The organism is Nocardioides sp. Soil_C_8 (assembly GCF_057656315.1).
This window is the reverse complement of record NZ_JBDGKQ010000005.1, coordinates 139,842-152,398: the sequence shown is the minus strand read 5'-3', so window position 1 is coordinate 152,398 and position 12,557 is coordinate 139,842. Positions and strand designations below refer to the sequence as shown.

The following is a 12,557-nucleotide window of genomic DNA, read 5'->3' as shown; positions in this document are numbered from 1 at the left end:
GTGCGCGGTGCGAAACGCCGGGCGCGTCTGCTTGCTCACACCACTACCCAGACTCGTGAAGAACTATGGTGATGGTCGATGTTTGAACCACCCGTGCATGGGTAATCATCGCTCCACTGGACTGTCCACCCCCGGCCCTCACCTGTTGAAAAGAGTCCCAGTGCCGCTGAGCTCCGAGTTGACGCTGGCGTCCTCGCCGCGCGCTGCGGCCGACGCGCGTCGCTGGGTGGGCGACGTGTGCCACCGTCTCGACCGGCACGACCTCGTGGAGTGCGCCGAGCTGGGGGTCTCCGAGCTGGTGGCCAACGCGATCCTGCACGCGGCGGCCCCCTACAAGGTCCGGGTCCGGGGCACCGCCTCCCACCCGCGCATCGAGGTGGTCGACGGCTCGCCCCGGCCCCCGGTGCCGCCCCCGCCGGCCGAGGGCGACGACCTCGACCTGCTGCTGACCTTCGGCCGCGGCCTGTCGATGGTCGCCCAGTGCGCCATCGCCTGGGGCGCGACGATCGAGGCGGACGGCAAGATCGTCTGGTTCGAGCCCGCGCCCGAGATGACCGACGCCGGGTCGGTCGAGTGGGTCATCGACCACCACGACCGTCACTCGCCCGAGCCGACCAGCGAGGGCGCGGTCGACGTGCGCCTGCTCGGCATCGACGTCCCCCTCTACACCTCGCTCAAGCGGCAGTACCACGAGCTGCGCCGCGAGCTGCGGCTGCTGTCGCTGTCCCACCAGTCCGACTACCCCCTCGCCGGCGACCTGACGTCGATGTTCGCGAACTTCGAGCGGCAGTTCCCCGACACCTTCCGCGACCAGGTCGTCGAGGCCGAGGCCAGCGGGCTGTCGCGGGTGGACATCGCGTTCCCGATGGTCCGCGAGGCAGGCCCGATCTTCGTGACCATGACCGAGATGTTCGACGTCGCCGACGCGTTCTGCCGGGCGGAGCGGTTGTTGTCGATGGCGCGCACGCCGCGCCAGCGGGCCCTCCACAACTGGCTGCTCGCCGAGCTCGTCCACCAGCTCGACGGCGCGCCCGCCCAGCCCTGGGACGGTGCCCAGGGCTCGTCGTCCACCTCGTCCACGAGCCGGGTCGGGTGACCCACCCCCCGATCCGCGCCGTCGACGTCCTGCTCGTCGCTGTCGGTGGTGCCGTCGGAGCGGTCCTGCGCCACCTCGTCGACGTCGCCGCGCCCGACACGTTGTTCCCCTGGCCCACCCTCGCCATCAACGTCGTCGGGGCGTTCGTCCTGGGGGCACTCCCGGTCCTCGCGGTCGTACGCCGGTCCCGCCGGGTCGCGGCCGCCCTCGGTCCGGGCCTCCTGGGCGGGTTCACCACGGTGTCGGCGTGGGCCGGGCAGACGCGCGACCTCGCCGGCGGCGGCCACGTCGGCCTCGCCGGCGCCTACCTCGCCCTCACCCTCGCGGCCGGGCTGTCCGCCGCCGCGCTGGGCCAGCACCTGTCCCGCCGCCCCGAGCCGGAAGACGCACTGGCATGAGCGCCCCAGCATGAGCACGACGCTCCTCGTCGCGCTCGGCGCCGCCGTGGGCGCCCCACTGCGCTACGTCATCGCCCGGCGTGACGGCTACGTCCCGCGCGGGATGCTCGCGGTCAACACGGTCGGGTCGGGACTGTTCGGGCTCTTCGCCGCCCTGTCCCTCGGCGAGGCCGCGTGGGCGTTGCTCGCGACGGGCTTCTGCGGAGGGTTCACGTCGTTCTCGACCTTCGCCGTGCAAGCGGTCGAGCGCCAGACCCGGGCGGCAACGGGCTACGTCGTCGCCACCACCGTGCTCGCCGTCGGTGCCTGCGTGCTCGGCTGGGTGGTGGGCGCGGCCCTGTCCTGAGCCGCTAGCCCCAGCCGAGGTCGTGGAGGCGCCGGTCGTCGAGCCCGAAGTGGTGGGCCACCTCGTGGACGACGGTGATCCGCACCTCCTCCTCCAGGTCCTCGACGGTGTCGGCCATGTCGAGCAGCGGTCCGCGGAAGAGCAGGATCCGGTCGGGCAGCATGCCGGCGTGGTTGGCCGGTCGCTCGGTGAGCGCCAGCCCGTCGTAGAGCCCCAGCAGGTCGGGGTCGTCCGCCGGCGCCTCCGGCTCGACGAGCACCACGACGTTGTCGACCAGACGGGCCAGGTCGTCGGGGAGGCCGTCGAGGGCCCGCTCCACCATGGCGTCGAACGCGGCAGGGTCGAGGTCGATCGGCATGGCGCCAGCCTAGGAGCGCCGTCGAAACGGCCACCGGGTCGTCGTACCACCCCTGAAATGATCGGAAGGGTGAGCCTGGTGGCTCACCCTTCCGGTCATGCGTTGGCGACCCCGACGGGACTCGAACCCGCGGCCTCCGCCGTGACAGGGCGGCGCGCTAACCAACTGCGCTACGGGGCCAGGATGGTGCTGCTCCTCCGGTCGTGCTGGTGAAGCGGGTGGAACTCTAACCCATGCTCTTCGGTGACACCCAATCGGCGTCGACGCCCGGCCGGATCGCACCCCCAACCGGATTCGAACCGGCGCTACCGCCGTGAAAGGGCGGGGTCCTGGGCCGCTAGACGATGGGGGCCAGCTCGTCCGGGACGGACCCGATCGAGCAGCGCCCAGCATAGGGGCAGCGGCCGTCGGGCTCCCAACCTTCGCCCGGTCCGCGGTCGGAGCGACACGGATCACTGCCCGACCTGCGGACAAGTTTTCGCAGACGCCACACGACTTGCCAAACGTTTGACTAATCTTGACTCGTGAGCAACGAGCGGCAGCTGCGTTTCCTCGTGGTCGATGACAACGAGGACATTCGCGACGTCTTCTGCCGCCTGGTCGAGCGGGCCGGTCACGTCGCGTCGACGGCGTACGACGGCCAGGACGCAGTGGAGACCCTGGAGCGCGAGCGCTTCGACGTCATGCTGCTCGACCTGACCATGCCTCGGATGACGGGCGTCGAGGTGGTGCGCTGGTTGCGCGACCGACCCGACGTGGCGCCTGCGCTGCGCATCGTCGTCATCTCCGCCTGGGCCGGCGAGAACCGCGCGGTCCTCCAAGAACTCGGCATCACGACAGTCATGCAGAAGCCGCTGCGCATCCAGCAGCTGACCGACCTGATCGCCGAGACGCTGCGCGACCTGGAGTCCTGACCCCGACCCCTGTCATCACCACGGGCAACGGACTCCTGCGTAGTGACCCTGTACGCCGCCCGGCGTGCACCGTCCACCCCACCCTGGAGAAACATCATGATGAACCGCATCCGCACCGCCATCGAGCGCAAGCGCGCCGTGAACCACATGCCGTACGCCTGGCGTCCGGCGCCCCCGCGTCGCTGACGACGGGGCATCATCACAGTCCTGTGATGCACATGGACAGCGTCGAGTCGGCCGGTGGCCAGCTCGGCGCAGTCCTCTCGGCACCACGGTCCGCCGCGGCCGCTCTCGGTCCCGGCGGACCGTGGCTCGCCACCAGCCTCGACCAGGCCCGGCAGGTCCTCACCGACCCCGGGGCCTTTGACTTCCCGGGCAACGTCAACCGCACCGACGACCTGTCCGGCAGCCGTGGGGACACCCGCTCCGGCCACACCGTCTTCGCCCCGGTCGGGCCCGCGCAGGTGGCTCGCGGAGTCGCGACCTTCGAACGCGAATGGGCCGCCGCGCTCGCCGAGCACGCCCGGTCGCACCCGACCGAGCCGTACGACGGGATGCTCCTCCTGCGACGCCCCGTCGCCCGGTCGACCACGACCGCTGTCCTGCCCGCCGCCGCCGACGAGGTGCGCGACCGAATCGGCGACCACGTCCTGGCGTGGATCGACGCGCTCGCCCCGATCATCGCCGCCCACCGCCGTCCGTGGCGGTGGAGCCGCACCCGCCGCGCGGAGCACGACACGCGTGTGGCGCTGGAGGACGTCCTCGCGGAGGCGCTCTCTGCAGAGCCCGACGTCGACCTGTCTCCCCAGGAGGCGGCGACCATCCTGGCCGCCGGCATCCAGGTCCCCATCGCCGCCGGCGCGTTCCTGCTGGCGTGGCTCGCCCAGCAACCCCGTGACGTCGACCCGACCAGCGCCGCCTGGGAGACCCTGCGGCTCACCCCGCCCACCTGGCTCACTGCGCGCGTCACCACACGCGAGGTCGAGCTGGGCGGGACGACGATCCCCGAGGGTCGCGTCGTCTTCGTCAGCCCTCTGCTGCTCGGCCGACTGGCCGACCTCGTCCCCGGGGACCCCGACGCGCTGGACAGGTTCGACGCCGACCGGTGGCAGACCGGAGCGCGCCGACCCGGCGCGTGGCTGCCCTTCGGGGCGGGACCCCACGCCTGCCCCGGACGCAACCTGGGTATGGGGATACTGGTCGCTCTGGCGGGATGGGGTGCGCGACACCGATTGCGCTTGAGCGAAGATGTACGGATCGACCAGAGTCGGGGGATCTCGCCCGAACCGTGCCGGTTCACTGCTACCCCCCGATCGGAGCCCTTCCCGTGATCGAGCACCCCGTCCTCCAGGACACGTCGGCCCCTGCGGCGACGTCGCCGGAGGCCGCGGAGCTCGCGAGGGCGATCGCATCGGGCGAGACGAGTGTCGTCGAGTCGATCGACCTGGCATCCAGGCACCTGCTGACCTATGGCCGCGTGGACGTCGTCGTCTCGGTGCTCACCAGGTACCGGCCCGAGGACACCCACGGTTGGAAGGAGCTCGGCGGTCGCGCCTGGATCCGGGAGTGGGCAGCACCAGGGGCGAGGGTGAGCATCCTTCCTCCGCCCGACGCCGGGCCGGAGGCCGCCCTGACCATGCCGTGGATGTCGCGGCACGCGCGCGCCGGTGAGCTCGTCGTGATCCTCGACCGTGACCAGCTCCCGGACGAGGCAGCCCAGGACCGCTCCGAGCTCCTCCGCACGGGAATCTGCAGCCTCGCCGCGTCGGCATTCACGTCGAAGAGCGACATGTACGGCAGCTTGTCCGCCGCGAGCGGCACCGCCGGGGAGTGGCCAGCCGAGCTCGTCGCCGACTTCAAGCTGCTCAACGCGGTCATCGTCTCCCGGCTGACCCTCGAGCAGTCGCGTCGCTCGTTGGCCGAGGCCATCGAGGCGGGCGCGGAGGCCCAGCTGGCGACCCAGCAGCTCTTCGGCGCGGTGGGGCACGAGCTGCGTACGCCGCTGTCCGCGATCCTGGGCTACACCGAGGTCCTGCTCGACGACGCCGAGCACGGGTCCGCCGATGACGTCACGAGCGGCATGAAGCGCGACGGTCCTGTCATCGTGCGTTCCTGCGAGCGGCTGCTCACCATCGTCGACAGCCTCCTGGGCGCCGGCCGCGCCCTGTCGACCGACGACCAGCGCCAGGAGATCTCGCTGGCCGACGCGGTCGCCGACGTCATCCACTGGCACCGGACCCCCGCCCGCACGGCCGGGGTCGACATGCAGGCGGTGGTCGACCCCTCCCTCGCGGCGTGGGGCCACCCCTCCGCGGTCCGCCAGGTCCTCGCCAACCTCCTGGGCAACGCGATCGCCCACCACCGGCCCACCGGAGGCACCGTGCACCTCACCGCCGAGAGGCTGGTGGGCGAGAGCGCGAAGCCGATGGTGCGGGTCGTCGTGCGCGACGACGGCCCCGGTCTCACTCCCGAGCAGCTCCAGCACGCCTTCGAACCGTTCGTACGCTTCGCCGCCCCGACCACGCAGGGCAGCGGGCTCGGCCTGTCGCTGTCGCGCACCATCGCCGAGCGCGAGGGCGGCGCAGTGCGCGGCGAGTCGACACCGGGCACCGGGTCGTCGTTCTGGCTGGAGCTGCCGGCCTACGTCCCACGCAGCGACTGAGCCGATTGCCGACCCACGGCGGGGCTCATGTATCCTCGTCCCGCTTGGGCAGGTAGCTCAGTTGGTACGAGCGATCGCCTGAAAAGTGATAGGTCGGCGGTTCGACCCCGCCCCTGCCCACAAGCACCGAAGGGCCCCGGTCACGTCCCGACCGGGGCCCTTCTGCGTGCCCCGACCAGTGCGGTCTGGTCCGGGCGGACGGATCCCCGCGTGACGCCTACGGTGGAGGGGTGCCGCAGGTCGAGGAAGGCACGTTCAGCAACGGAGTGCCCTACCTGAGGACCGGCCACGGGCCGGTGCTCCTGGTGGCGGCCGGGCTCACGACCGAGCACGCAGCCCCCAAGGGGACGGCCCGGCGGTCGTCGCTGACCTGGGCGGAGCCGTTCGCCGACCACTTCACCGTCTACCTCGCCAACCGGCGCCCCGGCCTCCCCACCGGGACGACGATGTCCGACCTGGCAGCCGACTACGCGACGATCATCGAGGACGACCTCGGCGAGCCGGTGCACCTGCACGGGACGTCGACCGGCGGGTCGATCGCGCTCCAGCTCGCGGTGGACCGTCCTGCGCTCCTACGACGTCTCGTGGTCGCCGCCGCCGCGTGCCGGCTCTCGCCGCAGGGTCGCTCCGTGATGGCGGAGGTGGCCCGGTTGACCGAGGCAGGTGACGTCCGTGCCGCGACCTCGACCATCGTGGCCGCCGGCACGCCTCCCCAGCTGCGCATCCTGACGCGCCCGGCGGGCTGGGTGATGGGGCAGTTCACCGCCAAGGACCAGCGCGACATGCTCGTCGTCATCGCCGCCGAGGACGTGTTCGACGTCGAGGGACAGCTCGACCGGGTGACGGCTCCGACGCTCGTGCTGGGCGGGTCGGCCGACGGGTTCTACACCCGCGACCTCTTCGAACGGACCGCCGCCGGCATCCCGCACGGCCGGGCGGTCGTGTGGGAGGGCCGGTCGCACGTCGGCGTGGCGGGCGGCAGGGTGCCGGCCGGGGTGGCACTGGGGTACCTGCTGGCTGACTGAGGTCCGGGAGAGGTCCGGCAGGATGTCGGGGTGCTCCCCCGCCTCGAGATCGTCCGCCGGCTGCGCCCGGTCGACCTGGTCGCCTCCGGTGCCATGCAGGTCGAGACGGACGCGGCGGGCGAGGTCGCGATGCCGGCCGTGGCGCCCTACGTCGCGGCGACCACAGTCGGTCTCGACGGTCCGGTGACGCTCCACCTCGGCGAACACCGCCTCGCGGCGTCCCTCGACGACGGTTCTGTGTCCCTCGATGTCCCGGAGGCGGGAGCGCTGCGCAGCCGCCGCTTCCACCGCGCCGAGGAGCCGACCGGTCTCGGGCTCAGCCTCACCGGCACCCACGTGACCGCGTGGAGCCACGAGGCCTCGGGGTGGGTCGCCCGTGCGCGGCACGACCTGCGCGACACCTTCGACACCCGCGACGAGGCCGTCCTGGCCGGGCTCCGGGTCGAGCTGCCCGCCGGTGGAGGGACGGCCGGACGGTTCGGCCAGCTCGGCCTGCGCGACACCCGCTTCGTCACCGGCGGGGACGGCCGTCCGATCCACCGGGAGGGGGCCCTGTGGCTGACGGCGACGTCGGCCGGGCCGGGGTTCTTCGACACCGCCCACACCAGCGTGTGGCGCTTCGACCCCGACGCGCTCGACCTCACCCACTCCGCCGACCTGTTCTTCCGCAGGCCGGACCGGCCGGGGGTGTTCGGCGACCACGCCACGCACGTCGTCCGGACCGACGACGGGTGGCTGGTGGCGACCAGCACGTGGGGCGACTTCGAGGCCCCGACGACGCGCGCGGGTCGACGTACTCCGGCGGGGCTGCGGGTCACCCTCGCGGAGACCGACAGCGACCTGCTGCGCGGCGCGCACGTACTCGACACCCGAGAGCTGCCGCTGCCCGTCGAGGGACTGGACTCGATCGCCACGTGGGACCCCCACCTCGTCGGGCGCGACGGCGAGTGGCTGGTCGGGTTCGTCAGCGCACGCCGCTTCTTCGACTTCCACCCCGCGCTGGCCGCCGGGCCGGCGCTCGACGACCTGCGCCTGCTCGGGGCGGCCACGGACCGTACGTCGACCGAGGGCACGACGCTGGTCGAGGTCGACGGCGAGACGGTGGTCCTGGCGAGCGACGGGCGCGACTCGCCCCGCGGCCTGCGCGCCCGCTTCCCGGCGTACGACCTCACCATGACCGAGAGGGGGACGCTGGACGCGCCGTACCCGACCAACCTGCCGTGGCCGACGGTCGCGCAGGTCGACGGCCGGTGGCTGATGGTCACGTTCGACGGCAGGTCCGCCGGCGGCAAGCTGCTCGGCTACGGGACGCACGGCGACCTGGTCGTGATGCGGTCGCGGTGATGCGGTCCGGACCATCTCCGCGGACTACTCTGGAGGTGACGGCGGTCACCACCCCTCGACCGCGCTGACCAGGTCCGCACACCCCGCGGCCGCACCCACCAGAAAAGGACCCATGAGCATGTCTGGAGTACCCAGTTCCGGCGTCGACGTCTTCGAGCTCGGCAGCGAGCACGAGCAGGTCGTCTTCTGCAACGACCGCGCGACCGGCCTGAAGGCCATCATCGCGATCCACTCCACGGCACTGGGCCCGGCCCTCGGCGGGACGCGGTTCTACCCCTACGCCAGCACCGACGACGCGATCGTCGACGTCCTCAACCTCTCGCGCGGCATGTCGTACAAGAACGCGCTGGCCGGCCTCGACCTGGGCGGCGGCAAGGCCGTCATCATCGGCGACCCGGCCGAGCTCAAGACCGAGGCGCTGCTGCGCGCCTACGGCCGCTTCGTGCAGTCGCTCGACGGGCGCTACTTCACCGCCTGCGACGTCGGCACGTTCTCCGAGGACATGGACCACATCGCGCGCGAGAGCGACTACGTCACCGGACGCACCGTCGCCCACGGCGGCGCGGGCGACAGCTCGGTGCTGACGGCGTTCGGCACCTTCCAGGGCATGCGCGCCGCCGCCGAGCAGGCGTGGGGCGAGCCCACGCTCGCCGGCCGTACGGTCGGTGTCGCGGGCGTCGGCAAGGTGGGTCGCCACCTGGTCCGCCACCTGATCGAGGACGGCGCCACGGTGGTCGTCACCGACGTGCACGCGCCGTCGGTCGAGGCCATCCGCGAGCAGTTCCCGCAGGTCACCGCGGTCGCCACCACCGAGGAGCTCGTCGCGAGCGAGATCGACGTCTACGCCCCGTGCGCCATGGGCGGTGCGATCAGCGACGACGTGCTCGACGTGCTCCGCGCCACGATCATCTGCGGCGCGGCCAACAACCAGCTCGCGCACGCGGGCATCGAGAAGCAGATCGAGGAGCGCGGTGTCCTCTACGCGCCCGACTACTGCGTGAACTCCGGCGGCGTGATCCAGGTCGCCGACGAGCTCGAGGGCTTCTCCTTCGAGCGCGCGCAGCAGCGCGCCACCGGCATCTTCGAGACCACCCGCAAGGTGTTCGAGCTCGCCAAGGCCGACGGGGTCACCACCGCCGAGGCCGCCGACCGGCTCGCCGAGCGTCGCATGCGCGAGGTCGGCCGCCTGCGCGGCATCCACCTCGGCTGACGCCGACCGGGCGGTTCCTCGCGGATCAGCACGCTGACCGGGCCCGTTCCTCGCGCTGGAGCGCGAGGAACTGCCCGGTCGCTGCGTTGTAGCGCGAGGAACTGCCCGGTCACCTGACCGCCCCAGGGCGCGCTCGTACGCCGCGCCACCCGGTCGCCCGGGTGGGGGGATCGGGTGCGATCAGTCAGTCTGCGCGACGACGCGGGTCGGCATAGTCCGCCCACTCGTCGTCATCGGTATCGACCTCACTCGTGGAGTGAGTGTCTTCTCCGTGCAGCTCCTTCGCCAGCGCGCCGAAGTCCGTCTCGTGAGTCCGGTACTTCAGGTCGCGGGCAACCTTCGTCTGCTTCGCCTTCGCTCGGCCGCGCCCCATAGGGTCGACCCCCTCGCACACTTGGCCGGGGCTGTCGGAGAGCTGCCCGACGCGCCCGGTCTGATCGGTTACATATCGTGGGGACAACGCTACCTGAGCGGTGGCTGTTCCCGCACACCAAGACCACGGTTTTCGTGCTCGAAGTGCCGAATCTCATCCCCAGCCGGGGTGCTGGCCCTCCAGCAGGACCCGTCCGCCGTTGTCGGCGTCCGCCCGGGCCTCGCCGGCCACCCAGGCGCGGATGCCGTGGCCGGCCAGTACGGAGATGGCCGCGTCGACCGACTCCGGCGCGGTGAGCGACACCATGCCGACGCCGCAGTTGAGGGTCGCCTCGAGGTCGGCCTGGGGCACCTCGCCCACGCGGCGTACGACGTCGAAGACCGGCTGCGGGGTCCACGTCGAGCGGTCGATGCGCACCGACAGCTCCTCGGGGAGCACCCGCTCGAGGTTGGCGGCGAGGCCGCCCCCGGTGACGTGTGACATGGCGTGGGTCTCGGTGCGCGCAGCGAGGTCGAGGCACGCCTTGGCGTAGATGCGGGTCGGCTCCAGCAGCTCCTCGCCCAGCGTGCGGCCGAAGTCGTCGACCTGGCGCTCGACCGTCCAGCCGGCCTTCGCCAGCAGCACGTGGCGCACGAGGGAGTAACCGTTGGAGTGCAGGCCGCTGGCCTCCATCGCGATCACCACGTCGCCGGGGCGGACGCGGCCGGGACCGAGCAGCTTGCTGGCCTCCACGACGCCGGTGGTGGCGCCCGCGACGTCGTAGTCGTCCGGGTCGAGCAGGCCGGGGTGCTCGGCGGTCTCGCCGCCGATCAGCGCGCAGCCGGCGACGACGCAGGCCTCGGCGATGCCCTTGACGATCGCCGCGATGCGCTCGGGGACGACCCGGCCGGTGGCGATGTAGTCGGTCATGAAGAGCGGCTCGGCGCCGCAGACGACGAGGTCGTCGACGACCATGCCGACGAGGTCGAAGCCGATCGTGTCGTGGACGTCCATCAGCTGTGCGATCGCGACCTTGGTGCCGACGCCGTCGGTCGAGGTCGCGAGCAGCGGCCGCTCGTAGCGGGTCAGCGCGGAGGCGTCGAACAGGCCGGCGAAGCCACCGAGACCGCCGATCATCTCGGGCCGACGGGCCTTCTCGACCCAGCCCTTCATCAGGTCGATGGCGCGGTCGGCCGCCTCGATGGAGACCCCGGCGGCGGCGTAGGCCCCCTCGGACTGGGCGCGGTCAGCGTCGGACACGTGGCTCCTCGGAAGGTGGCGGCGGGGTGCGGGTCAGGGGTTGTTGAGGACCGGCAGGGCCCGCCCCATGGTGGGCGACTGGAGGGTCGCCTCGAGCAGGTGCTTGCCGAGCAGGCTCTCGTCGGGCAGCTCGATGGGGTACTCCCCGGTGAAGCAGGCTTGGCAGAGGCGCTCGGCCGGCTGCCCCGTCGCCTCGACCATGCCCTCCAGCGAGATGTAGCCGAGGCTGTCGGCGCCCACGCTGGCGGCGATCTCGTCGACGTCGAGCCCGTTGGCGATCAGCTCGGCGCGGGTCGCGAAGTCGATGCCGTAGAAGCACGGCCACTTCACCGGCGGGCTGGAGATCCGGACGTGCACCTCCAGGGCCCCGGCCTCGCGCAGCATCCGCACCTGGGCGCGCTGGGTGTTGCCGCGCACGATCGAGTCGTCGACCACGACGATCCGCTTGCCGCGGATCATGTGCTCGAGGGCGTTGAGCTTGAGCCGGATGCCGAGCTGGCGCAGTGTCTGGCTGGGCTGGATGAACGTGCGGCCGACGTAGGCGTTCTTCACGAAGCCCTGGCCGAACGGTATGCCGGACTCGGCGGCGTACCCCGACGCGGCCGGCGTGCCGGACTCGGGGACGGGCATGACGAGGTCGGCCTCGACGGGGAACTCGCGGGCGAGCCGCCGGCCCATCTCGACGCGCGCCTCGTGGACGTTGCGGCCGGAGATGGTGGCGTCGGGACGGGCGAGGTAGACGTACTCGAAGACGCAGCCCTTGCGCGCGGGCTCGGCGAACTTGTGGGATCGCAGGCCGTTCTCGTCGATGACGATCATCTCGCCGGGCTCGACCTCGCGGACGACGCTGGCGCCGATCGTGGCGAGGGCGGCGTCCTCGCTCGCCACGACCCAGCCGCGGTCGAGGCGGCCGAGGACCAGCGGGCGGATGCCCTGCGGGTCGCGGGCGGCGTAGAGGGTGTTCTCGTTCATCCAGACGAAGCAGAAGGCCCCCCGCAGCTGCGGCAGGACCTCCAGCGCCCGCTGCTCGAGCGTGGTGTCGGGGTGGTGGGCGAGCAGCGCGGTGACCAGGCTGGTGTCGTTGGTCGCGCCCTCGACGCCCTTGATCTCGAGCTCGCCGGCCGGACCGGGCAGCTCGCCGACCATGCCGCGCAGCTCGTGGGTGTTGATCAGGTTGCCGTTGTGGCCGAGCGCGATCGAGCCGTCGGCGGTGGGCCGGAAGGTCGGCTGGGCGTTGTGCCAGGTCGACGCGCCGGTGGTGGAGTAGCGCGAGTGGCCGATCGCGAGGTGACCCTTGAGCGACTCGAGCGTCGACTCGTCGAAGACCTGCGAGACCAGGCCCATGTCCTTGTAGACCAGGATCTGGCGCCCGTTGCTGACCGCGATGCCCGCCGACTCCTGGCCGCGGTGCTGCAGGGCGTAGAGCCCGAAGTAGGTCAGCTTCGCGACGTCCTCGCCCGGCGCCCAGACGCCGAAGACGCCGCAGGCGTCCTGCGGGCCCTGGTCCTGGGGGTCGAGTGCCGTGGTGAGACGGCCGTCGCCGCCCGTCCGCCTGCTGCTCTGGTAGGGCACGGCCAGCAGTCTACGGGCGC

13 protein-coding genes and 3 tRNA genes are annotated in these 12,557 nt (G+C 72.1%); 10 read left to right on the top strand and 6 right to left on the bottom strand.

Translation table 11 applies throughout. The features are described 5' to 3' along the window. Window positions 1–160: 160 nt before the first annotated feature. The 3 genes from AC3A3L_RS20250 to AC3A3L_RS20240 are packed head-to-tail and all read left to right on the top strand — an operon-like array spanning window position 161 to window position 1,840. Entirely contained in the window at window positions 161–1,096 is a 936-nt protein-coding gene (locus tag AC3A3L_RS20250) for an ATP-binding protein (RefSeq protein ID WP_487641844.1), read from the top strand. Next, window positions 1,093–1,494, top strand: a complete 402-nt coding sequence (locus AC3A3L_RS20245; RefSeq protein WP_487641843.1) for a fluoride efflux transporter FluC — start codon at window positions 1,093–1,095, stop codon at window positions 1,492–1,494. Before AC3A3L_RS20250 ends, AC3A3L_RS20245 begins: the two co-directional genes overlap by 4 nt. A gap of 10 nt (window positions 1,495–1,504) precedes the next feature. Beyond that, window positions 1,505–1,840, top strand: coding sequence for a fluoride efflux transporter FluC (locus AC3A3L_RS20240; RefSeq protein WP_487641842.1), 336 nt, complete (start codon window positions 1,505–1,507; stop codon window positions 1,838–1,840). Window positions 1,841–1,844: 4 nt separating this feature from the next. Here the strand turns inward: AC3A3L_RS20240 and AC3A3L_RS20235 are convergent, their stop codons facing one another. The 3 genes from AC3A3L_RS20235 to AC3A3L_RS20225 form a co-directional block, all read right to left on the bottom strand. After that, window positions 1,845–2,198: a metallopeptidase family protein gene (locus AC3A3L_RS20235; RefSeq protein WP_487641841.1), complete on the bottom strand. Its 354-nt coding sequence runs from the start codon at window positions 2,196–2,198 to the stop codon at window positions 1,845–1,847. Window positions 2,199–2,301: 103 nt separating this feature from the next. Then, a tRNA-Asp gene (locus AC3A3L_RS20230) sits at window positions 2,302–2,378 on the bottom strand. 99 nt (window positions 2,379–2,477) lie between these two features. Continuing rightward, window positions 2,478–2,550 (bottom strand) — tRNA-Glu (locus tag AC3A3L_RS20225). A gap of 172 nt (window positions 2,551–2,722) precedes the next feature. Here AC3A3L_RS20225 and AC3A3L_RS20220 point away from each other — a divergent pair. The 7 genes from AC3A3L_RS20220 to AC3A3L_RS20190 all read left to right on the top strand — a co-directional run bounded on the left by AC3A3L_RS20220 (window position 2,723) and on the right by AC3A3L_RS20190 (window position 9,353). Then, window positions 2,723–3,112: a response regulator gene (locus tag AC3A3L_RS20220; protein ID WP_487641840.1), complete on the top strand. Its 390-nt coding sequence runs from the start codon at window positions 2,723–2,725 to the stop codon at window positions 3,110–3,112. Between the two features lie 212 nt (window positions 3,113–3,324). Further along, complete coding sequence (locus AC3A3L_RS20215; protein ID WP_487641839.1) at window positions 3,325–4,443, top strand: cytochrome P450; 1,119 nt, start codon at window positions 3,325–3,327, stop codon at window positions 4,441–4,443. After that, on the top strand, window positions 4,440–5,774 hold the full coding sequence (locus tag AC3A3L_RS20210) for a sensor histidine kinase (protein ID WP_487641838.1): 1,335 nt from the start codon (window positions 4,440–4,442) through the stop codon (window positions 5,772–5,774). The genes AC3A3L_RS20215 and AC3A3L_RS20210 overlap by 4 nt, the downstream gene beginning before the upstream one ends. Before the next feature lie 46 nt (window positions 5,775–5,820). Beyond that, a tRNA-Phe gene (locus tag AC3A3L_RS20205) sits at window positions 5,821–5,894 on the top strand. A gap of 110 nt (window positions 5,895–6,004) precedes the next feature. Further along, window positions 6,005–6,799 carry an alpha/beta fold hydrolase gene (locus AC3A3L_RS20200; protein WP_487641837.1) on the top strand — a complete coding sequence of 265 codons (795 nt, stop codon included), beginning with the start codon at window positions 6,005–6,007 and terminating at the stop codon, window positions 6,797–6,799. Between the two features lie 30 nt (window positions 6,800–6,829). Beyond that, window positions 6,830–8,143, top strand: coding sequence for a hypothetical protein (locus AC3A3L_RS20195; protein WP_487641836.1), 1,314 nt, complete (start codon window positions 6,830–6,832; stop codon window positions 8,141–8,143). 112 nt (window positions 8,144–8,255) lie between these two features. Further along, the gene (locus AC3A3L_RS20190) at window positions 8,256–9,353 is read left to right on the top strand and encodes a Glu/Leu/Phe/Val family dehydrogenase (protein WP_487641835.1); all 1,098 of its coding nucleotides are present in this window, start codon (window positions 8,256–8,258) and stop codon (window positions 9,351–9,353) included. Between the two features lie 184 nt (window positions 9,354–9,537). Here the strand turns inward: AC3A3L_RS20190 and AC3A3L_RS20185 are convergent, their stop codons facing one another. The 3 genes from AC3A3L_RS20185 to purF form a co-directional block, all read right to left on the bottom strand. Then, window positions 9,538–9,726, bottom strand: a complete 189-nt coding sequence (locus AC3A3L_RS20185; protein WP_268113867.1) for a DUF3073 domain-containing protein — start codon at window positions 9,724–9,726, stop codon at window positions 9,538–9,540. 153 nt (window positions 9,727–9,879) lie between these two features. Beyond that, complete coding sequence (gene purM, locus AC3A3L_RS20180; RefSeq protein ID WP_487641834.1) at window positions 9,880–10,965, bottom strand: phosphoribosylformylglycinamidine cyclo-ligase; 1,086 nt, start codon at window positions 10,963–10,965, stop codon at window positions 9,880–9,882. Between the two features lie 33 nt (window positions 10,966–10,998). Next, the gene (gene purF, locus AC3A3L_RS20175; protein ID WP_487641833.1) at window positions 10,999–12,537 is read right to left on the bottom strand and encodes an amidophosphoribosyltransferase; all 1,539 of its coding nucleotides are present in this window, start codon (window positions 12,535–12,537) and stop codon (window positions 10,999–11,001) included. Window positions 12,538–12,557 lie beyond the last annotated feature (20 nt).

Coding starts and splice junctions, on each gene's coding strand:
- AC3A3L_RS20240 (WP_487641842.1), top strand. CDS start 1,505: ATGAGCACGACGCTCCTCGTCGCGCTCGGCGCCGCCGTGGGCGCCCCA.
- AC3A3L_RS20235 (WP_487641841.1), bottom strand. CDS start 2,198: ATGCCGATCGACCTCGACCCTGCCGCGTTCGACGCCATGGTGGAGCGG.
- AC3A3L_RS20215 (WP_487641839.1), top strand. CDS start 3,325: ATGCACATGGACAGCGTCGAGTCGGCCGGTGGCCAGCTCGGCGCAGTC.
- AC3A3L_RS20190 (WP_487641835.1), top strand. CDS start 8,256: ATGAGCATGTCTGGAGTACCCAGTTCCGGCGTCGACGTCTTCGAGCTC.
- AC3A3L_RS20185 (WP_268113867.1), bottom strand. CDS start 9,726: ATGGGGCGCGGCCGAGCGAAGGCGAAGCAGACGAAGGTTGCCCGCGAC.